This is a genomic window from Chelatococcus caeni (assembly GCF_014196925.1).
Classification (GTDB): domain Bacteria; phylum Pseudomonadota; class Alphaproteobacteria; order Rhizobiales; family Beijerinckiaceae; genus Chelatococcus_A; species Chelatococcus_A caeni.
This window is the reverse complement of the sequence record NZ_JACIEN010000001.1, coordinates 157,967-183,004: the sequence shown is the minus strand read 5'-3', so window position 1 is coordinate 183,004 and position 25,038 is coordinate 157,967. Positions and strand designations below refer to the sequence as shown.

Here is a 25,038-nt window from a genome sequence, read left to right as displayed (position 1 = left end):
CGATTCCTGTGGGTCGATGGGCGTGATGCGTGAGCGCATCTCGCACCGGTCGGGCGATAACGACAAAGACAGCGACCGGCCGGCTGTCGGCCACAAGCTCCAAGAGGGGAGCGGCAAACCGCCACCGGGCAGGTGGGAGACCGCGCGCGGCCTCCCACCTGCCCATTGCCGCCGGAAGCTGCGCTTCACCTTTGCTCCCACGCCTTGCCCGTCCCTCTTCCGGAAGGTTCCGAGGAAGACGCTCGGCCTCTCTCGCGCGTCAGGTCTCGCGCAGGATCCTGCGATGGCGCGGCTGAACGGGCCGGGCGTTGTTCGGATAGAGCGCCGCGAAGCGGGCGACCTGCGTCTCGGCCACCTCCACGGGCGTGGTAAGCACGATCCAGTCCACACCCTCGCTGCACGGGGGCGTCGTGAGCGAGCCGCTATAACGCACATAGCGCCCGGCATCCGGCAGAAGGCCCGAGACATCGAGGCCCGTCAGGGCGGAGGAAGCGCCAGCCTGCTGCGGCGCATGCGCCAGGATCGTCTCGAAGGCCCCGTTGGCTCGCCCGCGCGCCAGGAGAACACCGAGCACGGCGAGGCCGCCGTCCGTACCGCGATGCACGAAGTGGCATTCCAGCGGAAAGCGCCTGCCGCGCAGGCGGTGCTCGCTCGGGTGGTGGAAGTGGAACTGGACGAGGTCGTAGACATCCTCGCCGACGACCAGCCTGTTGCCCGGTGCCGCATCGATCTGGACCGTATGGCCGTTGTTGGCGATGCGCGGGAAGCCGGCAGCATAGCGCGGATCGAGCTTCGGCAGGTCGGCGCGCCGGGGATGCTCGAGATCGATGGGCGATTGGCCGCGGCCGATGGCGCAGGCCCTGAACTCCTCCGACAGCTTGCCCCAGTATTCCGGCCCTTCGCCGCCCTCATACCCCCAATGCGGCTCGCCCGCCGCGGCGGCACCAGCGCAGACCGGGCAAAGCGCCAGGCCGGCAAAACCCTTGATGAAAGAACGGCGGTCCATGCAACATCTCCAAATAATCAACGAGCATCGTATTCGGATAGGGCGGCTTTCTCTGCGATAGCCGGATCGATATTGCCGGACTCTACTTCAGGAAGCTCCGCCATTGCTTGCACGGCGGGCACGGAAGGACAGCAGCGTGCGCCCGCGAAACGCTGCCCCACCGCAATTGGCCTCGCCTGTCGCACTTGACGCGCGGGACCCGTCCTCCTGATATGCTGACCGCCCGAGGGACGACAAAGACATGACGCTTCATCCCACCTCTCCGAAGTTCAAGGAAAACGCCCATCAGGCGCTCGGCGACACGCAGCTGCAGAAGGCCCTGGGCAATGTGCGGCAGGGCTTCATCGACAAGCGCGTGCATGCGGCCGAGCGGCTGCCCGAGTTCGAGGCGTTGCGGGATTCGGCGCGGGACATCAAGAACCACACCCTCGCCCATCTCGACCTCTACCTGGAGCGCTACGAGCAGGCGGTGACCGCGGCCGGCGGGCATGTCCATTTCGCCCGCACGGCGAAGGAGGCCTGCGACATCGTCGGCGCGATCTGCCGGCGCCTCGAGGCGAAGACCGTCACCAAGGGCAAGTCGATGATCGCCGAGGAGATCGGGCTCAACGCCCATCTCGAGGGCCTCGGCATGGAGCCGGTGGAGACCGACCTCGGCGAATACATCATCCAGCTCAGGAACGAGCCGCCCTCGCACATCATCGCCCCCGCCGTGCACCTCACCAAGGAGCAGGTGGCGTCGGACTTCCGCCGCGTGCACAAGGGGCTCGACAAGGACCGCGACCTCACCGAGCCGGTGACGCTCCTCGGCGAGGCGCGCCAGGTGCTGCGCGAGCGCTTCCTCGCCGCCGACGTCGGCATCACGGGCGCGAACTTCCTCGTCGCGGAGACCGGTACCTCGATCATCGTCACCAACGAGGGCAACGGCGACCTGACGCAGACCCTGCCCAAGGCGCATATCGTGCTCGCCTCGCTCGAGAAGCTGGTGCCGACGCTGGAGGACGTCTCGCAGATCCTGCGCGTGCTCGCCCGTTCGGCGACCGGGCAGGACATGTCGGTCTACACCACCTTCTCCACCGGGCCGCGGCGGCCGGGCGACCCGGACGGGCCGGGCGAATACCACGTCGTCATCCTCGACAACGGGCGCTCGGCAATGCTGGGCACGGATTTCCAGGACATGCTGCGCTGCATCCGCTGCGGCGCCTGCATGAACCATTGCCCGGTCTATCACGCCGTCGGCGGGCACGCCTACGGCTGGGTCTATCCCGGCCCGATGGGCGCCGTGCTGACGCCGAGCCTCATCGGCGTCGACAAGGCCGGGCACCTGCCCAATGCCTCCACCTTCTGCGGCCGCTGCGAGAGCGTGTGCCCCGTGCGCATCCCGCTGCCGAAGATGATGCGCCACTGGCGCGAGCGCGAGTTCGAGCGGCACCTGACGCCGGCCACGGTCCGCTCGGGCCTGTCGGTATGGGGCTTCTTCGCCCGCCGGCCGACGCTCTACCGGCTCGCGACCGGCCTTGCCATGCGCGCGCTCGCCTTGGCCGGTGGCGGCAAGGGACGCCTGCGCTGGCTGCCGGGCGCCGGCGGCTGGACGCGCTATCGCGATTTCCCCGCCCCGCAGGGCGCCTCCTTCCAGGAGCGCTGGCGCAAGGAGCGCGCCAACCGGAAGGCGGCCTGAGATGAGCGACAATCCCAAGAACGTTCCCCCCATGAGCAACGCCCGCGCCGAGATCTTCGCCAATATCCGCCGCTCGCTCGGCGTCACCGGCACTGAGGCGCCGCGCCGCGACGCGGTGGACGACCGCATCGAGCGCGCGCCCAAGGGGCTCATCCCCGGCCGTGGCCAGGTGACCGGCGCCGAGCGCGTCGCCCTCTTCAAGACTGAGGCCGAGCGGGCGCAGGCGAGCGTCGCCACGGTCGCTTCGGCGGACGAAGTGCCGGCGGCGGTCGCCGACTACCTGCGCCGCCACAACCTGCCGGCCACCGTGCGCATGGGCGCGGACGCGCGCCTCGCCGGCATGCCGTGGGGCGAGACGGCGCTCGAGATCGCCAGGGGCGTGAGCGACGGGCGCGACCTCAACGGCGTCAGCCATGCCTTCGCCGGCATCGCCGAATCGGGGACGCTCGCCCTCGTCTCGGGCGAGGACAACCCGACGACCATCAACTTCCTGCCCGACAACCACATCGTCGTCGTCAATGCGAAGGACCTCGCCGGCGACTACGAGGAGATGTGGGGCCGCATCCGCTTCACCTACGGCAAGGGGCAGATGCCGCGCACGGTGAACTTCGTGACGGGCCCGTCCCGCTCAGGCGACATCGAGCAGACGCTGCTGCTCGGCGCCCACGGCCCGCGACGCGTGCATATCGTGGTCGTGGAGGGATGAAGGAGGAGGTGCTCGGACGCGATACCGGCGGCTCTTTTGTCACACGTCATGCCCGCGCTCGTCGCGGCATCCACGCCCTTAAAGGCTGCGCGACGTCGACGGCGTGGCTGGCCGGGACGAGCCCGGCCATGACGAGAGCGGTTGCACTTCCCCGCCCCTAACCCAGGTCAGGCCGCCGGCGTGACGAGCTTCAGCCCGACGATGCCGGCGACGATGAGGCCGATGCAGGCGAGCCTGAGCGCGTCGGCGGCCTCGCCGAACAGCATGATGCCCAGCATCACCGTGCCGACCGTGCCGACGCCGGTCCAGATCGCATAGGCCGTGCCGAGGGGCAGGTTCTTGAGGGCAAGGCCGAGGAGGCCGAGGCTCACGATCATCGAGGCGACGGTGAGCGCCGTCGGCAACGGCCGGCTGAAGCCCTCGGTGAACTTGAGGCCGACGGCCCAGCCGACTTCGAACAGCCCCGCGAGAAAGAGATACGCCCAAGCCATGACGCATGATCCTGTCGTTGTGCCCGCCCGGCGCTGAACGCAATCGGGGCGGTGCTGCGGCAGGGTCGTCCCGGCCAGGACAAGGCCCGGCCTGCGGCCGGGATGGGGTCGTCCCCACGGCGCAAGAGGTGGGACATGGGTCGCCGGTCGTCAAGGGCCGGCGGACGTGGTGATCAGCCGGCCTGCCCCGCGATGAGGCGGGCGGCCGCGAGATCCTCCAGCGCATAGCCGACAGACTTGAAGAGGGTGATCTCGTCCTCGCCGGTGCGGCCCGGATGGGCGCCGGTGACGAGTTCCTTCAGGTCGGCGCGGATGTCGCTCTCGGCGATGATGCCGGCCGCCAGCGGCTGGGCGAGATCGCCGGCGAGGATGGCGCCGGGGCGCAGGTCGACGAACAGGCTCGCCCGCCGCACCGCCTCGTCGTCAGCCTCGCGCATGTCGCCCTTGAAGGCGCCGACGAGGTCGAGATGGGCGCCGGGCTTGAGCCATGCGCCCCCGACGACCGGCTCGGTCGCGCTCGTGCAGCAGGAGATGACGTCCGCCGCCGCGGCGCTTGCAGCGAGTTCCTCGCAGACCTGCGCCGTCAGCCCCTCCTCCGCGAGGGCCGCGACGACCTGAGCCGCCTTGTCGGGGCTACGGCCATAGATCTCGATGCGGGTGAAGGCGCGCACGCTCGCATGGGCCGCCGCCATGTTGGCCGAGAGCTGCCCGGTGCCGACGACGAGGAGGTGCTGCGCATCGGCGCGCGCAAGGCGCTTGGCCGCGACCGCCGAGGCGGCGGCGGTGCGGCGGACAGTGAGTTCATCGCCCTCGTAGACGCCCTTGAGGCGCCCGTCGGCGCCGTCGAAGAGGAGGTAGGCGGCGTTGATGGTGGCGAGGCCGAGGGCCGTATTGCCCGGGAAGAAGGTGACGGCCTTGACGCCGATGCTGTCGCCGCCGATCCAGGCCGGCATCAGGAGCAGCGTACCGTCGTCACCCTTCGGGTTCGCGATGGTGAGGCTCTGGCGCTGGGGCACGTCGGCGCCTCTGGCGAACATCTCCTCGAGGGCGGCGATGAGGCCCGGCCACGGCAGGGCGGCACGGACCGCGGCGGCATCGAACATCTGCATGGTCAGATCGAATCCCGGTTGACGCTCACGCGATCTTTTGCGGAAACGGCGGCGGGCGGCAACCACCGTCGGCCCCTGCCTTTACACACGACCTCGCTTCCCGGGCGCATGCAGCGCGAGCGGAATGCGACCCGGGAACCGGCGTGAGGACTCGCCGAAGGCGCCGTATATCCCGCGGCGAATGGGCCCCGGATCAGCACCGCAGCATTTCATGCTGCAGCGCATCCGGGGCACGAGGGCGCCGCGACGCGCCCTCCCCTCACACCGCGCCGGTGAGCACCGGCTCTATCTGCTCCATCGCCCAGTCGATCTCCTCGCGACCGATGACGAGCGGCGGGGCGAGGCGGATGGTGTCGCCGTGCGTGTCCTTGGCGAGGACGCCGCGTGCCTGCAGGGCCTCGCAGTAGCGGCGGGCGCCGCCGGCTTCCGGATGGAGCTCGACGGCGATCATGAGGCCGCGCCCGCGCACTTCGCGCACGATGTTGCTGCGCAGGCCGGCGAGCGCCTGCTGGAAATAGGCGCCCTGCACAGCCGAGTTCTCGATCATGCCCTCTTCCGTCAGCACCTTGAGCGCAGCGCGCGCGACGGCGCAGGCGAGCGGATTGCCGCCGAAGGTCGAGCCGTGCTGACCGGGCTTCAGCACCCCGAGCACCTCGGAATTGGAGAGCACGGCCGAGACCGGATAGAAGCCGCCCGACAGGGCCTTGCCGATGAGGGTGACGTCCGCCTCGATGCCCTCATGCTCCTCGGCCAGCAGCTTGCCCGTGCGGCCGAGGCCGGTCTGGATCTCGTCGAGGATGAGGGTGACGTTGTGCGCGGTGCACAGCTCGCGCACGCGCTTGAAATAGCCGGCCGGCGGGATGACGACGCCGGCCTCGCCCTGGATGGGCTCGACGAGGAAGCCGACGGTGTTGGGCGTGATCGCCGCCTCGAAGGCGGCCGCATCGCCGAAGGGCACGACGCGGAAGCCCGGCGCGAAGGGGCCGAAGCCGCCGCGCGCGTCGGGGTCCGTCGAGAAGCCGACGATGGTGATGGTGCGGCCGTGGAAGTTGTTGGCGCAGACGATGATCTCGGCCTGGCCCTCCGGCACGCCCTTGACCTCGTAGCCCCACTTGCGCACGGCCTTGATGGCGCTCTCCACCGCCTCGGCGCCGCTGTTCATGGGCAGCACCTTGTGCGAGCCGGTGAGCGTCGCGACCTCCTCGTAGAACAGCGCCAGCTGCTCGTTGCGGAAGGCGCGGGAGGTGAGCGTCAGCTTCTTCGCCTGCTCGACCATGGCGGCGAGGATCCTGGGGTGGCAATGCCCCTGGTTGACGGCGGAATAGGCCGACAGGCAGTCGAGATAGCGCCGCCCCTCCACGTCCCACACCCAGACGCCCTCGCCGCGCGCGAGCACCACGTCGAGCGGCTTGTAATTGTGGGCGCCGAGTGCCTGTTCGAGGGCGATGAAATCGGCCGAGAGCATGGTCATGAGGTGGTCTCCGCAAAGGTCGCGGCGGCGCGGGCGATGCCGCGCTGGCCGGCGGGACGATCGAGCACCGAGCGGCCGAAGAGGCTCGCCGTCAGCTCGGCGAGCACCACGGCGCTGCGGCCGCGCTCGTCGAGGAAGGGGTTGAGCTCGACGATGTCGAGCGAGCCGACGAGGCCGCTGTCGTGCAGCATCTCCATGACGAGATGGGCCTCGCGATAGGTCGCGCCGCCGGGCACGGGGGTGCCGGCCCCCGGCGCCACCTCGGGATCGAGGAAGTCGACGTCGAGGCTGACGTGCAGGTGCGTCCGCGCCGGATCGAGATCGGCGAGGATGCGGCGCAGCAGCACCGAGACGCCGAACTCGTCGACGAGGCGCATGTCGATGCCGTCGAGGCCGTTGAGCGCGATCGCCCGCCGCTCCTCCTGGTCGATCGAGCGCAGGCCGAAGAGATGCACGTTCTCCGGCGCGAGCGGCGGGAAGCGATGCTCGCCGAGGAGCGGCCGCAGGCTCTCGTCGCCGCACAGCATGGCCACCGGCATGCCGTGGATGTTGCCGGACGGGCTGGTCGCCGGCGTGTTGAAATCGGCATGCGCATCGAGCCAGAGCAGCACGAGGTCACGCCCCGTCGCGGCGCAGTGGCGCGCGACGGCGCTCACCGTGCCCATGGAGATGCTGTGGTCGCCGCCCATGAAGACCGGCATCCGCCCCGCCTCGAGGATCGAGAGCGCCCGCTCGTGGGCGGCGCGGACGAAGCCCGCGACGGTGCCGGCGCTGCGGCAGCGCGCGGCGAGTTCCGCCGGCAGGTCACGGTCGGCGACCGCGGCCGGCGTCACATCGCCGTGGTCGTGCACGCGATGGCCGAGCCCCGTCAGCCGCGCCGCGAGCCCGGCCGTGCGCAGGGCGGCCGGCCCCATCAGCGTGCCGGCGACGGCACCGCCGGCCTCGAGCGGAATACCGAGAAGGCCGATGTCACGCGGCCCTGCAATGTCCTTCACCCGTCTCGTCCCCTTCGCCAGAAGCTGATGCGTCGCGAGAGAATGGGGACCACGACCTCTAACGAAAAGGCAGCAATGTGTTACGATATGCCACCAAGCAAGCATATCGCCAGGACAAGAGAGCATTTCGCCAGATGGCCGACCTCGACGACACCGACCGCCGCCTGATCGACCTCCTGCGCAAGGACGGGCGCATGCCGGCGGCGACCCTGGCGCGCATCCTCGGCGTCTCGCGCGCGACGGTGCAGAACCGGATCGACCGCCTGATGAGCCGGGGGGTGCTCGTCGGCTTCACCGCGCGGCTGCGCAGCGACGTCGAGACGGTGCCCGTCCGGGCCCTGACGATGCTGGAGGCGCGCGCCACCGACAACCGGCCGGTCATCGCCGCCATCCGCCGCATCCCGGAGGTGGCGCGCATCTATTCCACCAACGGACGCTGGGACGTGGTGGTGGAGATCAACGCCGGCGACCTCGCCACACTCGACCGCGTGCTGACGGAGATCCGCTCCATCCGGGGCGTCACCCATACGGAAACGAATATCCTGCTGACGGAGCTTTAGCTGCCCATCCGCAGCCTTAAATATGCACAACATATCAACAGACAACTTCTGATTGTACCGACTCAGCCAATCCTCCTAGCCTGCACAAGACTTGGCGCAGCGGGAGGCTTCAGTGCTGACATCACGTTCAAGAAAACTATTTCTCTCAAGTGTCGCGGCAGCAATACTTCTTCCAGGCGCCGCACTCGCAGCCGATTTGCCGTGGATTACGGAAAAGCCACGCCCACAGGCGCCGCTCAGCTCGAATTTTTCCCTTGAGGTATTCACTGGTTACCTGACGGGCACCATCGAGCAGGCCGCCTACAACTGCTGCGGGGAGCAATTCGCCCATACCAGGTGGAAGATCGACGATGCCGGCATCGTCGGCGCGACCCTGACCTACCGTTGGGACTGGCTCGACCTGCGCCTCTCCGGCTGGACCGTGGCGTGGTCCGGCAATTCCTCCGATTCCTTCACGGATGCCATCATCTGCGACCTCGGCTGCCGGACGCGGGTGAACTGGCGCAACGACAAGGCCAAGCTGCCGACGATGTATCAGATCGATGCGTCCATCGGCGTCAACATCTATCAGGACACGAGCTTCACCCTCTCGGGGCTTGCCGGCTACCGCTACCTGCGGGTCGGACTGAAGGACCGCGGCAGCCATGCCCTGTCCAACGAGGTGCTCGGCGACCTGTCCGACCTGCCGCTGTCGTCGTCCTACGACCAGTGGTGGCATACGCCGTACATCGGCATCGGCGCCAGCTACGACGGCGGCAGCTACCGCGTCATGGCGGAGGTCATCGGCAGTCCGATCGTCTTCGCCAGCGACAGGGCCAGGATGAACAGCATCGCAGCCGACCAGAACTTCATCTACTACAGCAACTATATCTCGGAGGCGGACTATCAGACCTGGATGGTCGGCGCGACCATCGGCGGCGAAGTCCGCCTCACCGATGCCTTGGCCCTGACCGGCAAGGCCCAGTACCAGTACTACGAGGCCAAGAAGGACAAGGCGACCATCAAGGGGGCCTGCTGCGGCACGGTCGCAGCCTCGCAGAGCGGGGATCTCTCCGCCCTCACCCTGACGGTGGGCCTCAAGGCCTCGTTCTGACGCCGCGCCTCAGCCCTTGAGCAGGCGGCCACCCTCGTAGCGGGCGAAGGCGCGCTGGCCGGCCGGGCCGAACAGCAGGACCTCGTAGGTATCGGGCGCGACGCCCTCCACCTCCATGCCCGGCGAGCCGACCGGCATGCCCGGCACCGCAAGGCCGGTGCCGACCGGCCGCTCGGCAAGGAGGCGGACGACGGCATCCGCCGGCACATGGCCTTCGAGCACATAGCCGGCAACCTCCGCCGTATGGCAGGAGGCGAGGTCCTGGGGCACGCCGAGGCGCGCCTTGACGCGGTTGATCGCGGTCGTCTCGACGACCGTCACACGAAAGCCGGCTGCGCGCATGTGCTCCACCCAGGCCTCGCAGCAGCCGCATGCCGGATCGCGGCTGACCGTGACGGGCGGCAACGCCTCCGCCGCGGCGGCCGGGAGACGGGCGACGACAGCAAGAGCTGCGAGGCCCGCAAGAAGGCCGCGCCTGTCAATCGTTCTCGATGTCATGTCGGATATCCCTTCCGACGGGAGAGCGGGGCGGCGGCACGGCCGCCCCGCCCTTGCCGTCACTTCTTCTCGTTGGCCTCGAGCCAAGCCCTCATCATGGCGATCTCGCTCTCCTGCGCCTGGACGACGCTCTCGGCCAGCTCGCGGATCTTGGGGTCCTTGCCGAAGGCGAGGACCACCTTGGCCATGTCCACGGCACCCTGGTGGTGCGGGATCATGGCGCGCACGAAATCGGCATCCGCATCGCCGGTGAAGGTCACGGCCATGTCGCGGTGCATCCGCTCGTTGACGGCATTGAACGCGAGGGAGGCGACGCTCTGGTCGCCCCTGGGCGTTCCCGCCATGCCGGAGCCCATGCCCTGGCCCATGCCAGAACCCATGCCGTGGCCCATGCCGCCGCGGCCCATCATGGCCTGCATCATGCCTTGCATCATGGGGCAGCCGCCCTGGCCGGCGCCCATCATGCCCATGCCCGGCATCGCCGCGGGCGCCTGGGCCTGGGGCGCCTGGGCTTGGGGCGCCTGGGCTTGGGGCGCCTGGGCTTGGGGCATCTGGACTTGGGGCGCCGTGGCCTGTCCGCTCTCGGCAGGTGCGCCGTGGTGGGCGCCGTGCCCGGCATCCGGGGGCTGCTGGGCAAAGGCAGGTGCGGCCATGCCCACGGCGAGCGCGAGCGCAATCATGGAAATCTTCATCATTCTTCTCCTCGATCGGATCGATATGCCTGGTGCCGCAGGGCATCGCCCGCGGCCGCCTTCAGGCGCGAGGAGGAGGCGTTGCCGTCTCCGGCGATATGCCCTCCGGGAGGGCCGCAGCCATCCAGGGCCACAGGCCGCCGGGGCGGGATGAGAACGCGGGCGTGCCGACCGACGGCAGCACGGAGGCCGAACAAGCCGACATGAGGCAGACGGCGAGGCAGTCGCGCCCGGCCGCGGCCGGCGGATGGCCGGGGCAGCAGCCCTCGTCCACCGAAGCCTCGTTCGCCGCTGCCTCGATCGCCATCGCGTGCTCGCGCCCGACGTCGTGCTCAGCCGGCCGGACGGCGCCGACGGAATGGCCGGCATGCGCCCGGTGACCCGCATGCGCTGATATCGTCGCCTTGGGCGTGACTTGCTCGGGCCTTGCGTCACCGGCCCTCGCCTCGGCCATGCGACCTCCCCCCGCGAGGCCGCCGAGAAGGACGGCCATGGAGGCGAGGAGCGCAAGGGAGCGGGCGCCGCGCAGCAGCTTCAACATGGGATCATCTTAGCACAGCGCCTCGCCCGGTCATCGCGCTTCCGCGCCGCAGGGAGCGATGCGCCGCTCGCACCTCTCGACGCCGGCGCTCAGCTGTCCGTCTCCGAGGTCAGTTCGTCCGGCGGAATGAACTCGTTGCGGCGCGCCCTGAGGCGAACGCCGGGCCCGCCGACGGTTGCCGCGCCGTCGTCGAGGAAGACGATGCCCGCCTCCTCCAGCACCCGCCGGATGGCGGCGAGATTGTTGACGATGGGCAGGGTGCGGCCGGTCTCGAAGTTGCGCACCGTGGACAGGCCGACGGCAGCGGCCTTCGCCAGATCCTCCTGGGACAGATCCACCATGGCACGTGCCGCGCGGCACTGGGCTGGGGTCATCGGAGCCCTCCGTGACGATTTCCGATCATGATAACGAAAACCGTCGTCTTGGGCCATCGGTTCCGCCCCGCGCCCGATTGTCGAAGGCCCTCTCAGGACGCGACGTCCGCCTTCAAGCGCGCGAAGGCGGCCCGCAGGCGCGGGATCGCGAAATCGACGAAGGCGCGCACCTTCGGCACCGAAAGGCGGCGCTCGGGGGTGATGAGGTGGACGGGAAGCGGTGGCGGCTCGTCGGCCTCGAGAATGATCGCGAGCTCCCCGGCCCGCACCTGCTCGGCCACATGATAGGAGAAGAGCCGCACGATGCCCCGCCCCTCGGCGGCCGAGGCGACCGCGGCGCGGACACTGTTCACCACCAGGCGCGGCGCGAAGGAAACGGCACGGGGAAGGCCGGACCGGCCGGCCGGCGGAAAGCTCCAGGAGTCGATCCCGCCGAGCGGCACCGTCACGATCCGATGCCCGGTGAGATCGGCCGGGGTCCTGATCGGCGGGTGGGCCGCAAGATAGCGCGGGGCGGCGGCGACCACGCGGCGCACTTCGCCAATGTGCACGGCCACCATGGAGGAATCGGGCAGGTGCGCGATGCGCAGCGCGACGTCGATCCCCTCGTCGATGAGGTTGACCGGACGGTCGAGCAGATCGAGTCGCGCCGAGACCTCCGGGAAGGCGTCGAGAAAGCCGTCGAGGACGGGGCGCAGCACCTCCTCCCCGCTCATCACGGGCGCCGTGACGGCCAGGGTGCCGCGCGGCGCCGAGCGCTCGCCCGCGGCCAGCATGTCGGCCTCCTCGAGGTCCGTGAGCACGCGCCGGCAGGCGGCGGCATAGCGCTCGCCCGCCTCGCTGAGCCGGATGGAGCGGGTGGTGCGGTGGAGGAGAGGAACGCCGACATGGCCTTCGAGAAAGCTGATCGCACGGCTCACGGCGGCCGGTGAACGGCCGAGCCGCCGCCCGGCGCCGGCAAGGCTGCCTTCGTCGAGGGCGGCGACGAACACCCTCATCGCGTCGATGCGATCCATGGCCATTCCGAGGCGCGGAAGAGTGACCGCCTATTGTCGTGCATTCCGACGAAAGCCGCAATGATGGAAGGTGGCGGCAACGGGCATTTGGCCCGGCAGATACCGGAGAAAAACGATGACCAGCGCCCCTCCCATCGCCCTGCGCACGGCCCATGTGGGGCCGGTGACGGTCTTCTACCGAGAGGCGGGCGACCGGCGGAACCCGACGCTCCTGCTGCTGCACGGCTTCCCGACCTCGTCGCACATGTTCCGCCAGCTGATCCCGCTGCTCGCCGACCGCTATCACATCGTCGCGCCGGACCTGCCCGGCTTCGGCTACACGTCGGCGCCGCCGCGCGGCGAGTTCGCCTATACCTTCGACAACCTGGCGCAGGTCGTCGAGCGCTTCACCGATGCCATCGGCCTCACCCGCTATGCGATCTACGTCTTCGACTACGGTGCTCCGGTGGGGTTTCGCCTGGCGCTCGCCCGCCCCGAGCGCATCACCGCCATCATCTCGCAGAATGGCAACGCCTATGAGGAGGGCCTCGGCGAGGACTGGGCGCCGGTGCGCCGCTACTGGCAGGACCCGAGCCAGGACAACCGGGATGCGCTCCGCCCCATGCTGACGCTCGACGGCGTCAAGTGGCAGTATGTGCACGGGGTGCCCGATGCCAGCCAGGTCGCGCCGGAGGCCTACTGGCTCGATTACGCACAGATCAGCCGCCCGGGGAACGACGAGATCCAGCTCGACCTGTTCGGCGACTACGCCAACAATGTCGCCATGTACCCCCAGTTTCAGGCCTATTTCGCCGCGCGCAAGCCGCCGTTCCTGGCGGTGTGGGGACGCTGGGATCCCTTCTTCCTGCCGCCGGGGGCCGAGGCCTACAAGCGCGACAATCCGAATGCCGAGGTGCATCTGCTCGACACCGGGCATTTCGCGCTCGAAACCCACGCCGAGGAGATCGCCACCTTCATCCGGCGGTTCCTGGAGCGCAGCGTGCCGCGGGACTGAACAGTCTCGACAGCCAGCGCCGAAGCCGGCGGGCGGCCATGCGAATGCGCCGCCCGGCACTGGACTGGGGTCATCGGAACGCTCCAGGACGATTTTCGATCGTAATAACGAAAATCGTCCCGGCCAGGAGACGGTCGGCCGGCGTCACCTGGTTGCGCCCTCTCAGCCTGCGCAGAGCTTCCTGAATGCTGTCATTGCAGCAGCTGCCCTGGCGCGGATCTCGGCTTCCGGCAGGGCAGCCATCGCGCGGATGACCCGCCGGATCTGCTGATCCCCCACCAGCAGGCTCAGAAACCATTCGGCTGCGACACGGGCGGAGGGTGCAGCCAGAACGCCAGTCTCCAGGCCTTGCCGGATCAGCGCCTCGACCAACGGCAGCACACTGTCCCGACCAGCGGCGGCGATGGTCGCGCCCAGCTCGCCGCTCGGGTCGGAGGCCGCAGCCCGATTGAGCGAGATGGCTCGCTCGCCCAGCAGCATCGACAGGAGGAGCGGGGCAACCTCGTCAAGTGTCGCCAGCGGATCTGCGCCGCAACCGATCGCCGCCTTGAGGGCGGCAGTCGTCGCTGCGGCGTTGCTCGCCACCATCGTCTTGAAGAGGCCGCGCTTGTCGCCGTACCAGCGGTAGAGCGTCTCGTTCGAAGCCCTTGCCTCCTTCGCGACGGCGAGCATCGAGGTGCCGCCATAGCCCCGGTCCTCGAGGAGCCTGTACGCGGCCTCCTCAATCTGCCGGCGCCGTCCGGACCTCATCTCCTCGCGCATCGAACCCTTCCAACATTGCCTTGACGCAGAGCGTACACATCTGTACGGAAAACGGGAAGGCGTACATGTCAATACGGATTTGACGGAGGCTGCAATGCACCGACTGGTTCGGGCACTGTCGGTTGCGTCCATCGTCTTCTGCGGCGCGATCTTCGGCTTCTTCTACGCATGGGTCTGCTCCACCATGTGGGGGCTCGACCGGGCGGATCCCCGCATCGCGATCGAGGCGATGCAGGCGATGAACGCCTCCCTGCGCAATGCTGTCTTCTTTCCGGCCTTCTTCCTGACGCCGGTCGTCCTGCTGGCCGCGGCGGCCGCAGCGCGCCTTGGCGGCGAAGGCGCCGCCGCCTTCTGGTTCCTTGCCGCAGCCGGCATCTACCTGGTTTTCGGCCTTGCCCCGACAATGGTCGTCAACGTGCCCATGAACGAGGCGCTCGCGGGGACGCCTGTACCGGCCAGCCGGGAGAGCGCGCAGGTTGTCTGGATCAGCTACTCGGAACGCTGGCAGTTCTGGAACCAGCTGCGAACGGTCGCAGCCGGCATTGCCCTTGCCCTCGCCGGGATCGGCGCGACCCGTTTGCGGCTCCCTCGGCCGACATCGGCCCTTCCGGCCGGCGGCAACGGCAAGCGGCAGAGACGAAATGTCCCGCCGGGCCTGTGAGCCAGGTGGGCAAATGAGGCAACAGGCAGAGCAGGCGGAAGCCACTCCGCATCCGAGGGTTTCCCGGATCTCGTGAGTACGGCGCACCGTTTCCGTCATGAATCAGGATCCGCTCCGGAGATGGTGCGAGGCCGCCCCGGCGTCTGGCCTCACGGCACGGCAAGCGGCGCTTCGGTCTCCGCCGACGGGCCCACGATGCCGTGGACGAGGACGTCGATGAGCTGCCGGGCGACCGTATCGACGTCGAGGGGGCCGGCGGGGTTGTACCAGCGGGCGATCCAGCTGAGCGCGCCGGCGCCGGCGAAGGCGATGAGCTTGGGATCGCAGGCGCGGATGGAGCCATCCGCGATGCCATCCTCGACGACGCTGCGGAAGCGATGGTCGATCTTGCTCTTGAGGGCGCGCAGCTGCCGCCGCGTCTCGACCGGCAGCGGGTCCTCGCCGACGAGGATCAGGCAGCGCCCGAAATCCTCCGTGACGATGCGCGCATATTCGGTCCACAGCGCGATCAGCCGCGCGAGGCCGGTACCGCCCGGCAGCACTGTGCGGGACGCCGCGTCGAGTCGCTCGAGGCCGATGCGCACACATTCGAAGAGGATCTCGTCCTTGCTCCTGACGTAATAATAGATCGTCGGCTTCGAGACGTTCAGCCGCTCGGCGACATCGTCGAGCGAGGTCTTGTGGAAGCCCTGCTCGTTGAAGGCGCGCGCGGCCGCGCGCAGCACCGCCTCGCGCTTCATCTCGCGGTCGCGCTCACGCTCCTTCCGCGTCTTCCAGGGGGACAGCCCTGTGCTCGTCATGGCCGCCCTCTCATGCTACGCGCGCCGCGGGCGCATAGAGCGCCTCGATCTCGGCGGCGTATTTCCTCGCGATATTGGCGCGGCGGACCTTCATCGTCGCCGTCACCTCGTCGTCGTCGTGGTCGAGCTCCTTGGTGAGGAGGTGGAAGCGCTTGATCTGCGCCACCGGGGCGAGCTCGGCATTGGCGCGCTCGACCTCCAGGGTGACGAGTTCGCGCACGCGCGGGTGCTCGGCGAGGCTGCGGAAATTGCTGAAGCCGATGCGCTGGCTCTCGGCCCATTGCGCCACCGTCTCGCCGTCGATCTGGATGAGCGCGGTGACGTAGCGGCGCCCGTCGGCGACCACGATGCATTCCTTGATATAGGCGCTCGTCTTGACCGTGTTCTCGATCTCCGACGGGCTCAGGTTCTTGCCGCCCGCCGTGATCATGATGTCCTTGAGGCGGTCGACGATGCGCACCTGCCCGTCGACGAAGGCGGCCACGTCCCCCGTATGCAGCCAGCCGTCGCGCAGCACGGCGCGCGTCGCCTCCTCGTTGCGGTAATAGCCCTCGAAGACGAGGTCGCCCCGGACCAGCAGCTCCCCTGCCTCGCCGAGCCGGACCTCGGCACCGGCGACGGGCTCGCCGACGGCGCCCGGCACGAGATGGCCGAGCCGCTGCCCGGTGACCATGCCGGAGGTCTCGGTGAGGCCGTAGACCTCGACGAGCGGCACGCCCAGCGTGCGGAAGAAGCGGACGATGCGCTGCGGGATGGGCGCGGCGCCGGTCAGCGCCACCTTCACCTCGCGCAGGCCGATGAAGTTCTGCAGCGCCCGGAAGATGAGCGCGTAATAGAGCGCGAAGACGGCCCGCTCGCGCCAGCTCCTTTTTTCCTTCGGCTTCTCGGCGAAGGGCTCGCAGGCGCGCATGCCGGCCTCGAACAGGCGCTTGCGCCAGCCGCCGGCCTCGGCCAGCTTGATGTGGATGGCGGAGTGCAGCTTCTCCCAGATGCGCGGGACGCCGAGGAAGAGGCTCGGCGCCACCTCGCGCAAATCCTCCTGCACCGTCCTGATCGACTCGCCGAAAGAGACGCAGGAGCCGGCATAGATCGGCGCCATGGTGCTCAGCATCTGCTCGGCGACATGGCACAGCGGCAGGTAGGACAGGTTGGTCGTCGCCGCGTCGAAGCCGAGGCGCTCGATGGTGCCGGCCGCCTCGGCGTGCATGTTGCGGTAGCTGAGCATCGCCCCCTTGGGCTTGCCGGTGGAGCCCGAGGTGTAGACGATGAGGGCGGTGTCGCCGAGCTGCTGGCGGGCGAGGCAGGCGTCGATCGCGCCCGGCTCCGTGCGCTCGCGTTCTGCGCCCAGCCGCTCGAGCTCGGCGAAGGTGGTGACGCGGTCCTGCGGATAGTGGCGCAGGCCCTTGGGCTCGATGACGACGATGCGCCGCAGTTGGGGCAGTTCGTCCAGGCACTCCAGCACCTTGTCGGTCTGCTCCTGGTCCTCGCAGACGACGATCTCGACGCCGGCATGGCCGAGGACATAGGCGACCTCGTTCGCCGGGCTCGTCGGATAGACGCCGATGGTGACCGCGCCGACGAGCCCGGCCCCGAGCTGCGCCAGCACCCATTCGGCGCGGTTCTCGGACAGGATGCCGACATGGCCGCCCGCATCGAGGCCGAGCGCCCTGAGGCCGAGCCCGACATGGGCGGCGCGGCTGTAGTAGCCGGCCCAGGTGATGGGCTGCCAGATGCCGAAGTCCTTCTGCCTGAGGGCCAGGCGGTCCGGCATCACCCGCGCGTTCTCGCGCAGCATCTGCGGCAAGGTCAGCGGCGGCAGTTCGGAAGCGGCCTGCATCTCGGCAACCTTTCTCAGGACAGCCAGCGCTTGCGGCGCTTGTAATGCTTGACGTCGCGGTAGCTCCGGGCGTCGCCTCCGCCGCCGAGGCCGAGATAGAACTCGCGCACATCCTGGTCGTGGATGAGCTTGTCGACCGATCCCTCGATCACGAGCTTGCCCGTCTCCATGATGTAGCCCTGGTGCGCCACGGCGAGCGCAACCGTGGCGTTCTGCTCGACGAGCAGCATGGAGACCCCCTCCTCCGCATTGATACGCGCGATGATCGTGAAGATCTCCTCCACCATCTTGGGCGCGAGGCCGAGCGAGGGCTCGTCGAGCAGGATCAGCGACGGCTCGGCGACGAGGGCCCGGCCGATGGCGAGCATCTGCTGCTCGCCGCCGGACAGGTAGCCGGCGAGCCCCTTCCGCCGCTCGTGGAGGCGCGGGAAATAGCTGTAGACGCGCTCGAAGGACGGCGTCGATGCCCCGCGCCCGGTGAGGGCGAAGGTCGCGGCGGTCAGGTTCTCCTCGACGGTGAGGTCCTCGAAGATGCGGCGCCCCTCCATGACGTGGAAGAGCCCGCGCCGCACCAGCCTGTGCGGCGCGAGCGCGGCGATGTCCTCCCCGGCAAAGCGGATGGCGCCGCTCGTCACCGCCCCGTCCTCGATGGCGAGCAGGTTGGAGACGGCCTTCAAGAGCGTCGACTTGCCCGCCCCGTTCGAGCCGAGCAGGGCGACGATGCGCCCCTTCGGCACGACGAGAGACAGGCCGCGCAGCACCTGGATCGTGCGGTTGTAGACGACCTCGATGTTGTCGACCTCGAGCAGGTGCGGCGCGGCCATGGGTCCCGTCTCCGTGCTGCCGTCACGCCTCGAGGCGGATCCAGTCGGATGCCGGCTTCATCTGCTTCGCCTTGCCGTCGAAGGCATAGATGCGCCCGACCGGCACGGAATTGCCGGGGATCGAGATCGGCACGCCGAAGAGGCCGCCGGTGTCGAAATCCTTGATGCTGTTGAGCCCGGCCTTGAGATTGGCGCCGGTCAGCTCCTTGCCGGCGGCGAGCGTGCGCTTCGCCGCCTCGCACATCAGGAGCGCGGTGACGAAGCCCTGCAGATAGGCCGTCGACTGGTATTCGGGCCGCATCTGCCGGATCTTTTCCAGCATCGGGCTCTCACCCTCGGTATCGTAGTAGTAGCGATAGGGCATGACGCCCATGAAGCCGTCGGCCGCCTCGCCCATGCGCTCGACGGTGGAATTGTCCATGCTCCAGAAGGTGCCCATGAACCGGCTGGCGAGGCCCATCTGCTTGGCCTGGGTGATGAACTCCGGGATGGGCGCCAGCACGTAGCCGTGGAAGATGGTGAAATCCGGCCGCGCACGGCGCAGCTTCAGCACCTCGGTCGAGACGTCGACGCTGCCCGGCGGCGTCACGATCTTCTCCACCACCTCGAGGCCGAGCGTCTTGGCGAGCGCCTCGCTCGGCCCGATCGGATCGCGGCCGAACTCCGTGTCGGAATAGACGAAGGCGAGCTTGGCGCCGGCCTTCTCGTTGGCGATGTAGCGCAGGAGGATGCCGAACATCTCCGAATAGTCGGGCCCCGCCATGAACTGCAGCGGATATTTCTTGGGGTCGTTGAGCTCGCTCGCGAAGGAGGCGCCGGCCATGAGGATGGAGCCGCGGCGCTCCAGCTCCGGGTTGATCGTCTTCGAGAAACCGGTCGAGTCGCCGTAATAGAGCGACACCTTCTCCTGGCTCGTGATCTTGTTGAAGGCCGCGACCGAGGCATCGACCTTGTAGCCCGTGTCCTCGGCGACGTACTTCACCTTGCGGCCCTCGACGCCGCCGGCGTCGTTGACGATCTTCAGGTAGTCCTGGATGCCGGCATGGATGCCGATGCCCGCGAAGGCGAAGACGCCGGTCAGCGGGATCGAGCCGCCGAGCACGATCTCGTCCGCGCCCTGCGCGGCGAGCGGCCGGATGCCGAGAGCGAGCCCTGCTCCCATCGCGGCGCCCGCCGAAAGCACATGTCTTCTCGTCCAATCCCTCATCTTCTGCCTCCCTATCCTTGGCCGCTCTTGCCGGCGGCTCCACGCGAGATTGCCGGCTCCTCAGGTTCTGAAGGGCCAGAGGTGGAAAAAGCGGCGGATGCGGCGCCAGATTTCCGCAAGCCCGTGCGGCTCGAAGATCAGGAAGCCGACGATGAGCGCGCCGAAGACGATGGTGCGCACCGGCGCGAGCAGCGCGAGCGCATCCGGATAGAAGGGCGTGACCAGGCCGGCGACGAACTTCAGCAGCTCCGGCACCATGGTCATGAAGACGGCGCCGAGGATGCCGCCGAGGATGGTGCCCATGCCGCCGACGATGATGGCGGCGAGGTAGAAGATCGAATTGACGAGCGGGAAGCTCTCCGGCGTCACGACTCGGAAGAAATAGGCCCACAGCCCGCCCGCGAGCCCGGCGTAGAAGGACGAGACGGCGAAGCTCATCAGCTTGTAGCGCAGCAGCGGGATGCCGAGCACCTCGGCCGAGATGTCACGGTCGCGGATGGCGATGAAGGCCCGGCCGACGCGCGTGCGGAAGAGATTGGCGGCGCCGAGCACCATGAGCGCCGTCACCGGCAGGATCAGCCAGTAGAGCTGGAACGGCTGGTCGAGCGCCAGGCCGAAGAGGCGGGCCGGCGGCATCGACAGCCCCTGCATGCCGCCCGTAAGCGGCCAATGCGCGAAGACGAAGTGGAGGACGACCGAGGCGGCGATGGTGGCGATGGCGAGATAGAGGCCCTTCACCCTGAGGCTCGGGATGCCGACGCCGATGCCGACGAGCGCCGTCAGGAGCCCGCCGACGAGCAGATTGAGGAGGAAGGGCGTGCCGGCATGGATCTCGAGCACGGCGACCGTATAGGCGCCGACGCTCATGAAGGCCGCCTGGCCGAGGCTGACGAGGCCCGTATAGCCCGTGAGGATGTTGAGCCCCGTCGCGCTCGCGACATTGATGGCGCAGAGGCAGGCGAGGAACAGCCAGTAGGGGCTGGCGACGAAGGGGAAGAGGACGGCGGCGGCGCAGGCGAGGAGGATGAGGAGCTTCTGCAGGCGCGTGTCGAACAGCGCCTCGTCCGCCGCATAATCCGTCTTCAGCGTGCCGATGCGCATCGTCAGAGCCTCTCGATCTCGTGCGTGCCGAAGAGGCCGTAGGGCCGGACCATCAGGATGAGGATCAGGATGCTGAAGGTGACGAGGAACCGGTACTCGCCCCCGAGGAAGGTGCCGGCGAAGGCCTCCACCACGCCGATGAAGAGCCCGCCGACGAGCGCGCCCGCCATGGAATCGAGCCCGCCGACGATGACGACGACGAGCACCGAGAGGCCGAAGACACCCATGGTCGGCGAGATGCCGCCGATGGCCCCGACGAGGACGCCCGCGCCGGCGGCGACGCCGCAGGCGACGATCCAGCTCAGCGAGAAGACCCGCGGCACGTCGATGCCGACGGAATAGGCCGCCGCCTGGTCCGCCGCCGTCGCCTTGAGCGCCACGCCGCCGCGCGAGAAGCGCAGCCCCAGCACGAAAGCCGTGACGACGACCATCGCGGCGAGGAAGCCGTAGGCGACCTTGGGCGCGACATAGGCCTCGCCGATGAAGATCGGCGCGCTCGGCAGGAATTCCGGCAGGCGCAAGGGATCGGCGCCCCAGACGATCTGCACGAAGCCGGCGAGGATGGAGCCGAGGCCGATCGTCACCATGAAGACGGAGATGGGGCTTTCGCCCAGCATCGGCCGGATCAGCCCGCGCTCGACGACGGCGCCGACCAGCGCCCCGGCGAGGATGGCGACCGGCAGCGCGACCCAGGCGGGCAGGTGCCAGCCGGCGGCGGCGCCGAAGAAGGCGTAGCCGCCGAGCATCAGGATCTCGCCGATGGCGAGATTGACCACGCGCGTCGCCTTGTAGATCAGCACGAAGGCGACGCCGGTCACGGCGTAGAGCGCGCCGGAGCCGAGCCCGGCCAGGAACACCTCGGTGAGGAAGAGCCAGTCCGTCATGCCGCCTCCGGTCCGCTGAGGCGGCGGCCGAGGTCGCCGGCGCCGAGATAGGCCGCGACGACCGCCGGATCCACCTGGACCGCGGCCGGGCTGCCCTCGGCGATCACCTGGCCGAAATTGAGCACGACGACGTGGTCGGAGATGTCCATGACCATGCCCATGTCGTGCTCGACCATGAGGATGGTGACGTCCCATTCCTCCTTCACGTCGAGGATGAAGCGGGCCATGTCCTCCGTCTCCTCGCGGTTCATGCCGGCGACGGGCTCGTCGAGCATGAGCAGGCGCGGGCGCATGGCGAGGGCACGGGCAAGCTCCACCCGCTTGCGCAGGCCGTAGGGCAGCGTCGCCACCGGCGCGTTGCGGATGTGCTGGATCTCGAGGAAATCGATGATGCGCTCCTCGATCTCCGCCCGCAGTTCCAGCTCCTCGCGCCGCGCACGGCCACGGTAGACGAGCGCGTCGAGAAGGCCGGTGCGCATGTGGGCGTGGCGGCCGAGCTTGATGTTGTCGAGCACCGTCATGCCGCGGAAGAGCGCGATGTTCTGGAAGGTGCGCGCGAGGCCGAGGCGCGCGCGCTCCGGCGGCGCCGTGCCGGCGAGGCTCCTGCCGTCGAAGACGACGTTGCCGGAGCGGGGGCGGTAGAAGCCCGAGATGGTGTTGAAGAGCGAGGTCTTGCCGGCGCCGTTCGGCCCGATGACCGCGGTGATCGACCCGCGCCGCACCGAAAAGGAAACGTCGGTCAGTGCCCGCACGCCACCGAAGGCGAGCGACACGCCCTCGACACCGAGGATCACGTCGCGCGCCGCCAGCGTCACGGGCAGCCCTCGCATCGCGGCGTCCGTCCGCCGATCGCGTCGGGGAAGCACGGCCGGCTTGGCGCGACGACAGCGGCGGTGCACGCCGTCGCCCGCAGGACCGGCCTCTCGGCCTGCTCCATCGGATCTCCTCCCGCCGTGGCTCCCGCGATCGTTATGCGCCGCCGGTAGCTACGTTACCGAAGGATCATGAGGCTACTCACGAGTAGCGTCAACGGCCCCGCCGCGTGCGCGGATGCCCAGCCGAGGATTGCCATCGCTGCGCCGATGCAGCTAGCGGAATGAAGCGCGCAGGCGGGCCGGTGAGGTTTCGTGCAGCCGGTTCCAGACCCTGCGGAACTGGCGCGTCGAGGAGAATCCTGAGCGCTCGGCAACGCTCTCCATGTCGAGCCGCGAGCCGATCACCAGTTCTCGCGCGAGGGCGATGCGCATCCGGTTCACATAGTCGGTCACGCTCATGCCGGCGTGGTCGTTGAACAGCCGCGACAGGTTGCGCGGACTGGTGGCGGCGACCTCCGCCAGCGCCTCGACCGACCAGTCCCGGGCGGGATCGGCGCCCACCGCATCCTGCGCGCGGTGGATCGCCGGATGGAGATGGTTGCGCCCCTCCAGCCAGGGCGACAGCTGCGGATCGCCGCCGGCACGGCGCAGGTAGACGACGAGATCGCGCGCCACGGCGAGCGCCGCCGCATGGCCGGCCTCGCGGGCGACCAGCGCCAGCATGAGGTCGATGCCGGCCGTGACGCCGGCGCTGGTCAGCCGCTCGCCATCCTCGACATAGAGCCGGTTCTCCCTGACCCGCGCCCTTGGGGCAAGGCGCATCAGCTCGCCGAGTGTCGCATGGTGCGTGGTGCACTCATGGCCGTCGAGCAGCCCCGCGCGGGCGGCGAGCAGCGCGCCGGAGCAGATCGAGACGAGGCGGATGCCCGGGCGGATCACGCGCTGCAGCCAGGAGACGATCTCGGCCTCGAGCGGAGCGTCATCGGCACGCGAACCGGCCGGGGCGCCAAGGGGCTCGTCGGCCGATCCGGAGATGACGACGAGGGCATCGTCGGGAAGGCCGTCGGGCAGCGGCGCGACATTCGCCACATCGAGCCCCACCGAACTCGTGACGCACGGCGCCGGGCCGACATAGCTGACCACGAAGCGCACGGCGGCCTGATCGATATTCGCCCGCCGCAGCACCTCCATCGGCCCGGCGATGTCGAGCAGCAGCGTCCGTGGCGGCACCACCACGATGACGGGGACGATGCGCGGCTGCCCGGTGAGGCTCATGCCGCCGCCTTGTCCGTCCGGCCGGCGAGCGCCTCCTCGACGGTGGCGATGCGGGCGAAACGCCCCGCCAGCACCAGCTCCGTGCGGGCGCGGATCTCCGCCGCGCTCCACTCACGGCCCGCCGCATCGGTCATCGGGAAGGTCAGCGTGGCCTCGCCGACATAATCGACCGCATAGCCGAGGTCGGAGGCATGGCGCGCCGTCGTCTCGCAGCACTGCTCGGTACGGATGCCGGAGACGATCACCCGGCGGATGCCGTTCTCGGTCAGCCATACGTCGAGGCCGGTGCCGACGAGCGCGCTGTGGCGGCGCTTGCGGAAGACGATATCCGGCGCGACCTGGAGCGGCGCGAGGGCCCTGATGAAGCCCGAGTCTTCCGAGAAGGCCCCCGTCCCGTCCACGTGGAAGATCTGGACGATGGACATGCCAGCCGCTTTCGCGCCATCGATCAGCGCCTGCTGGCGCGCGATGTAGGCCGGCAGGCCCTCCTCGCGGAAATAGGACCGGTGCCGAAAGGATTCCTGGGCGTCCACGACGAGAAGTGCCGTATCGCGAGCCATTTCGCTGTCTCCTGAGCTGACCACGACGCGACAATAGCGCCCATCCGGCGAAGCGAAATGGTCGGCCCGGACGAAAGAGGGACAATTCGCGCCATGGACTTCGTGGCCCGCGGCGGGAGGCCGGCGCCCGGACGGCGATGCCGGGCGTCGCGACGGGCCCGTCACATGCGGGGCTGGGGCACGATGCGGATGTAGGGCCGCGGGGCGGTCCAGCCGTCGGGATAGATCGTCCTCGCCTCCTCGTCGGGCACCGAGCCGGCGATGATGACGTCGTCGCCCGCCTTCCAGTTCACCGGCGTGGCCACCCGGTGCTTGGCGGTGAGCTGGAGCGAGTCGATGACGCGCAGCACCTCGTCGAAGTTGCGGCCGGTGGTCATCGGATAGACGAGGATGAGCTTGATCTTCTTGTCCGGCCCGATGACGAAGACGTTGCGCACCGTCTGGTTGTCCGCGGGCGTGCGGTCCTCGGAGGTGCTCCCGGCGCTCGCCGGCAACATGCCATAGAGCTTGGAGATCGACAGATCCGGATCGCCGATCATCGGGAAGTTCGGGGCATGCCCTTGCGTGTCACGAATGTCGTTCGCCCAGCGGGCGTGGCTGTCGACCGGATCGACGCTCAACCCGATGATCTTGACGTTGCGCCGGTCGAACTCGGGCTTGACCCGCGCCATGTAGCCGAGCTCGGTCGTGCAGACGGGCGTGAAGTCCTTCGGATGGGAAAACAGCACGCACCAGGAATCGCCGATCCAGTCGTGAAAGCGGATACGGCCTTCAGTGGTCTCGGCCTCGAAATCCGGCGCGACGTCACCGATCATGCGTGTCATGGAGCATCCCTCCCCATCAACAAGCCCCCCTGCCACGCGAGGCAATATACACCCCGCCACCCCCACCATGAAGCCGAGGCGTTGGAGCAGCGCCCGGGCCGCCGCCTCGGCGCGCCGGTGAAGACCTTTCGGTTGCCGCGGCTGTCCGCCTTTCGTTCGACCCGCGCCAGGCAAGAAGACCGAATTTACGGAAGAGCCTTGGATTGCCTTGCTGGCGCCCTTGCACGCCGGGACGCCGACGCACATCAATAACAAAACAGCCGA

General features: G+C 69.0%; 27 protein-coding genes. 6 read left to right on the top strand and 21 right to left on the bottom strand.

The genetic code is table 11. From position 1 onward, the window contains the following. Positions 1-259: 259 nt before the first annotated feature. Positions 260-1,006, bottom strand: a complete 747-nt coding sequence (locus tag GGR16_RS00940; protein ID WP_183315450.1) for a carbonic anhydrase — start codon at positions 1,004-1,006, stop codon at positions 260-262. A 241-nt stretch (positions 1,007-1,247) separates the two neighbouring features. Here GGR16_RS00940 and GGR16_RS00935 point away from each other — a divergent pair, with 241 nt between their 5' ends. Beyond that, positions 1,248-2,684 carry a LutB/LldF family L-lactate oxidation iron-sulfur protein gene (locus GGR16_RS00935; RefSeq protein ID WP_019400304.1) on the top strand — a complete coding sequence of 479 codons (1,437 nt, stop codon included), beginning with the start codon at positions 1,248-1,250 and terminating at the stop codon, positions 2,682-2,684. Between the two features lie 31 nt (positions 2,685-2,715). Continuing rightward, on the top strand, positions 2,716-3,390 hold the full coding sequence (locus tag GGR16_RS00930; protein ID WP_019400305.1) for a LutC/YkgG family protein: 675 nt from the start codon (positions 2,716-2,718) through the stop codon (positions 3,388-3,390). A 167-nt stretch (positions 3,391-3,557) separates the two neighbouring features. Here the strand turns inward: GGR16_RS00930 and sugE are convergent, their stop codons facing one another. From sugE to rocF, 4 genes are all read right to left on the bottom strand, one after another. After that, positions 3,558-3,881, bottom strand: coding sequence for a quaternary ammonium compound efflux SMR transporter SugE (gene sugE / locus GGR16_RS00925; RefSeq protein WP_183315449.1), 324 nt, complete (start codon positions 3,879-3,881; stop codon positions 3,558-3,560). A gap of 173 nt (positions 3,882-4,054) precedes the next feature. Further along, a complete protein-coding gene (gene lhpI / locus GGR16_RS00920; RefSeq protein ID WP_183315448.1) occupies positions 4,055-4,990 on the bottom strand; it encodes a bifunctional Delta(1)-pyrroline-2-carboxylate/Delta(1)-piperideine-2-carboxylate reductase in 936 nt (311 codons plus the stop codon). 259 nt (positions 4,991-5,249) lie between these two features. Further along, positions 5,250-6,461: an ornithine--oxo-acid transaminase gene (gene rocD, locus GGR16_RS00915; RefSeq protein WP_019401760.1), complete on the bottom strand. Its 1,212-nt coding sequence runs from the start codon at positions 6,459-6,461 to the stop codon at positions 5,250-5,252. Continuing rightward, positions 6,458-7,456, bottom strand: a complete 999-nt coding sequence (rocF, locus tag GGR16_RS00910) for an arginase (RefSeq protein ID WP_245303201.1) — start codon at positions 7,454-7,456, stop codon at positions 6,458-6,460. The genes rocD and rocF overlap by 4 nt, the downstream gene beginning before the upstream one ends. A gap of 134 nt (positions 7,457-7,590) precedes the next feature. On the opposite strand from rocF, the gene GGR16_RS00905 reads away from it, so the two are divergent. Continuing rightward, a complete protein-coding gene (locus tag GGR16_RS00905; RefSeq protein ID WP_019404000.1) occupies positions 7,591-8,016 on the top strand; it encodes an Lrp/AsnC family transcriptional regulator in 426 nt (141 codons plus the stop codon). A gap of 196 nt (positions 8,017-8,212) precedes the next feature. After that, positions 8,213-9,109, top strand: a complete 897-nt coding sequence (locus tag GGR16_RS00900) for an omptin family outer membrane protease (RefSeq protein ID WP_183315447.1) — start codon at positions 8,213-8,215, stop codon at positions 9,107-9,109. A 9-nt stretch (positions 9,110-9,118) separates the two neighbouring features. Here the strand turns inward: GGR16_RS00900 and GGR16_RS00895 are convergent, their stop codons facing one another. From GGR16_RS00895 to GGR16_RS00875, 5 genes are all read right to left on the bottom strand, one after another. After that, complete coding sequence (locus tag GGR16_RS00895) at positions 9,119-9,607, bottom strand: DUF411 domain-containing protein (RefSeq protein ID WP_040405319.1); 489 nt, start codon at positions 9,605-9,607, stop codon at positions 9,119-9,121. Between the two features lie 59 nt (positions 9,608-9,666). Further along, the gene (gene copM, locus GGR16_RS00890) at positions 9,667-10,029 is read right to left on the bottom strand and encodes a CopM family metallochaperone (RefSeq protein WP_183316287.1); all 363 of its coding nucleotides are present in this window, start codon (positions 10,027-10,029) and stop codon (positions 9,667-9,669) included. 331 nt (positions 10,030-10,360) lie between these two features. Further along, positions 10,361-10,840, bottom strand: coding sequence for a hypothetical protein (locus GGR16_RS00885; RefSeq protein WP_183315446.1), 480 nt, complete (start codon positions 10,838-10,840; stop codon positions 10,361-10,363). Positions 10,841-10,929: 89 nt separating this feature from the next. Next, positions 10,930-11,214, bottom strand: coding sequence for a helix-turn-helix domain-containing protein (locus GGR16_RS00880; protein ID WP_055459332.1), 285 nt, complete (start codon positions 11,212-11,214; stop codon positions 10,930-10,932). A 92-nt stretch (positions 11,215-11,306) separates the two neighbouring features. After that, the gene (locus tag GGR16_RS00875; protein ID WP_183315445.1) at positions 11,307-12,230 is read right to left on the bottom strand and encodes a LysR family transcriptional regulator; all 924 of its coding nucleotides are present in this window, start codon (positions 12,228-12,230) and stop codon (positions 11,307-11,309) included. A 115-nt stretch (positions 12,231-12,345) separates the two neighbouring features. On the opposite strand from GGR16_RS00875, the gene GGR16_RS00870 reads away from it, so the two are divergent. Continuing rightward, complete coding sequence (locus tag GGR16_RS00870; protein WP_183315444.1) at positions 12,346-13,224, top strand: alpha/beta fold hydrolase; 879 nt, start codon at positions 12,346-12,348, stop codon at positions 13,222-13,224. A gap of 162 nt (positions 13,225-13,386) precedes the next feature. Here GGR16_RS00870 and GGR16_RS00865 read toward each other — a convergent pair whose 3' ends face one another. Further along, positions 13,387-13,986, bottom strand: coding sequence for a TetR/AcrR family transcriptional regulator (locus GGR16_RS00865; protein ID WP_183315443.1), 600 nt, complete (start codon positions 13,984-13,986; stop codon positions 13,387-13,389). A gap of 94 nt (positions 13,987-14,080) precedes the next feature. Here GGR16_RS00865 and GGR16_RS00860 point away from each other — a divergent pair, with 94 nt between their 5' ends. Beyond that, positions 14,081-14,647 carry an anthrone oxygenase family protein gene (locus GGR16_RS00860; protein ID WP_183315442.1) on the top strand — a complete coding sequence of 189 codons (567 nt, stop codon included), beginning with the start codon at positions 14,081-14,083 and terminating at the stop codon, positions 14,645-14,647. 149 nt (positions 14,648-14,796) lie between these two features. Here the strand turns inward: GGR16_RS00860 and GGR16_RS00855 are convergent, their stop codons facing one another. From GGR16_RS00855 to GGR16_RS00810, 10 genes are all read right to left on the bottom strand, one after another. Then, entirely contained in the window at positions 14,797-15,447 is a 651-nt protein-coding gene (locus GGR16_RS00855) for a TetR/AcrR family transcriptional regulator (protein ID WP_183315441.1), read from the bottom strand. Between the two features lie 10 nt (positions 15,448-15,457). Beyond that, a complete protein-coding gene (locus tag GGR16_RS00850) occupies positions 15,458-17,284 on the bottom strand; it encodes an AMP-dependent synthetase/ligase (RefSeq protein ID WP_183315440.1) in 1,827 nt (608 codons plus the stop codon). Positions 17,285-17,298: 14 nt separating this feature from the next. Further along, on the bottom strand, positions 17,299-18,108 hold the full coding sequence (locus GGR16_RS00845) for an ABC transporter ATP-binding protein (protein WP_183315439.1): 810 nt from the start codon (positions 18,106-18,108) through the stop codon (positions 17,299-17,301). Positions 18,109-18,130: 22 nt separating this feature from the next. Further along, positions 18,131-19,315, bottom strand: a complete 1,185-nt coding sequence (locus GGR16_RS00840) for an ABC transporter substrate-binding protein (RefSeq protein ID WP_183315438.1) — start codon at positions 19,313-19,315, stop codon at positions 18,131-18,133. Positions 19,316-19,375: 60 nt separating this feature from the next. Next, positions 19,376-20,416: a branched-chain amino acid ABC transporter permease gene (locus GGR16_RS00835; RefSeq protein WP_183315437.1), complete on the bottom strand. Its 1,041-nt coding sequence runs from the start codon at positions 20,414-20,416 to the stop codon at positions 19,376-19,378. A 2-nt stretch (positions 20,417-20,418) separates the two neighbouring features. Then, entirely contained in the window at positions 20,419-21,300 is an 882-nt protein-coding gene (locus tag GGR16_RS00830; protein ID WP_183315436.1) for a branched-chain amino acid ABC transporter permease, read from the bottom strand. Continuing rightward, entirely contained in the window at positions 21,297-22,130 is an 834-nt protein-coding gene (locus GGR16_RS00825; protein WP_183315435.1) for an ABC transporter ATP-binding protein, read from the bottom strand. Before GGR16_RS00825 ends, GGR16_RS00830 begins: the two co-directional genes overlap by 4 nt. A 258-nt stretch (positions 22,131-22,388) precedes the next feature. After that, positions 22,389-23,390, bottom strand: coding sequence for a GlxA family transcriptional regulator (locus tag GGR16_RS00820; protein WP_019403983.1), 1,002 nt, complete (start codon positions 23,388-23,390; stop codon positions 22,389-22,391). Then, the gene (locus GGR16_RS00815; RefSeq protein ID WP_183315434.1) at positions 23,387-23,950 is read right to left on the bottom strand and encodes an isochorismatase family protein; all 564 of its coding nucleotides are present in this window, start codon (positions 23,948-23,950) and stop codon (positions 23,387-23,389) included. The genes GGR16_RS00820 and GGR16_RS00815 overlap by 4 nt, the downstream gene beginning before the upstream one ends. Before the next feature lie 161 nt (positions 23,951-24,111). Then, the gene (locus GGR16_RS00810; RefSeq protein WP_183315433.1) at positions 24,112-24,774 is read right to left on the bottom strand and encodes a peroxiredoxin; all 663 of its coding nucleotides are present in this window, start codon (positions 24,772-24,774) and stop codon (positions 24,112-24,114) included. Positions 24,775-25,038: the final 264 nt, after the last annotated feature.

Bases quoted from the DNA above. Each gene is read 5' to 3' on its own strand.
- GGR16_RS00875 (WP_183315445.1), bottom strand. From the start codon at position 12,230: ATGGATCGCATCGACGCGATGAGGGTGTTCGTCGCCGCCCTCGACGAA.
- GGR16_RS00850 (WP_183315440.1), bottom strand. From the start codon at position 17,284: ATGCAGGCCGCTTCCGAACTGCCGCCGCTGACCTTGCCGCAGATGCTG.
- GGR16_RS00855 (WP_183315441.1), bottom strand. From the start codon at position 15,447: ATGACGAGCACAGGGCTGTCCCCCTGGAAGACGCGGAAGGAGCGTGAG.
- GGR16_RS00940 (WP_183315450.1), bottom strand. From the start codon at position 1,006: ATGGACCGCCGTTCTTTCATCAAGGGTTTTGCCGGCCTGGCGCTTTGC.
- sugE (WP_183315449.1), bottom strand. From the start codon at position 3,881: ATGGCTTGGGCGTATCTCTTTCTCGCGGGGCTGTTCGAAGTCGGCTGG.
- GGR16_RS00835 (WP_183315437.1), bottom strand. From the start codon at position 20,416: ATGCGCATCGGCACGCTGAAGACGGATTATGCGGCGGACGAGGCGCTG.
- GGR16_RS00845 (WP_183315439.1), bottom strand. From the start codon at position 18,108: ATGGCCGCGCCGCACCTGCTCGAGGTCGACAACATCGAGGTCGTCTAC.
- GGR16_RS00880 (WP_055459332.1), bottom strand. From the start codon at position 11,214: ATGACCCCAGCCCAGTGCCGCGCGGCACGTGCCATGGTGGATCTGTCC.
- GGR16_RS00905 (WP_019404000.1), top strand. From the start codon at position 7,591: ATGGCCGACCTCGACGACACCGACCGCCGCCTGATCGACCTCCTGCGC.
- GGR16_RS00870 (WP_183315444.1), top strand. From the start codon at position 12,346: ATGACCAGCGCCCCTCCCATCGCCCTGCGCACGGCCCATGTGGGGCCG.
- GGR16_RS00830 (WP_183315436.1), bottom strand. From the start codon at position 21,300: ATGACGGACTGGCTCTTCCTCACCGAGGTGTTCCTGGCCGGGCTCGGC.
- lhpI (WP_183315448.1), bottom strand. From the start codon at position 4,990: ATGCAGATGTTCGATGCCGCCGCGGTCCGTGCCGCCCTGCCGTGGCCG.
- GGR16_RS00825 (WP_183315435.1), bottom strand. From the start codon at position 22,130: ATGCGAGGGCTGCCCGTGACGCTGGCGGCGCGCGACGTGATCCTCGGT.
- GGR16_RS00815 (WP_183315434.1), bottom strand. From the start codon at position 23,950: ATGGCTCGCGATACGGCACTTCTCGTCGTGGACGCCCAGGAATCCTTT.
- GGR16_RS00865 (WP_183315443.1), bottom strand. From the start codon at position 13,986: ATGCGCGAGGAGATGAGGTCCGGACGGCGCCGGCAGATTGAGGAGGCC.
- GGR16_RS00935 (WP_019400304.1), top strand. From the start codon at position 1,248: ATGACGCTTCATCCCACCTCTCCGAAGTTCAAGGAAAACGCCCATCAG.
- GGR16_RS00895 (WP_040405319.1), bottom strand. From the start codon at position 9,607: ATGACATCGAGAACGATTGACAGGCGCGGCCTTCTTGCGGGCCTCGCA.
- rocD (WP_019401760.1), bottom strand. From the start codon at position 6,461: ATGACCATGCTCTCGGCCGATTTCATCGCCCTCGAACAGGCACTCGGC.
- GGR16_RS00820 (WP_019403983.1), bottom strand. From the start codon at position 23,390: ATGAGCCTCACCGGGCAGCCGCGCATCGTCCCCGTCATCGTGGTGGTG.
- GGR16_RS00840 (WP_183315438.1), bottom strand. From the start codon at position 19,315: ATGAGGGATTGGACGAGAAGACATGTGCTTTCGGCGGGCGCCGCGATG.
- GGR16_RS00885 (WP_183315446.1), bottom strand. From the start codon at position 10,840: ATGTTGAAGCTGCTGCGCGGCGCCCGCTCCCTTGCGCTCCTCGCCTCC.
- GGR16_RS00860 (WP_183315442.1), top strand. From the start codon at position 14,081: ATGCACCGACTGGTTCGGGCACTGTCGGTTGCGTCCATCGTCTTCTGC.
- copM (WP_183316287.1), bottom strand. From the start codon at position 10,029: ATGATGCAGGCCATGATGGGCCGCGGCGGCATGGGCCACGGCATGGGT.
- GGR16_RS00930 (WP_019400305.1), top strand. From the start codon at position 2,716: ATGAGCAACGCCCGCGCCGAGATCTTCGCCAATATCCGCCGCTCGCTC.
- GGR16_RS00810 (WP_183315433.1), bottom strand. From the start codon at position 24,774: ATGACACGCATGATCGGTGACGTCGCGCCGGATTTCGAGGCCGAGACC.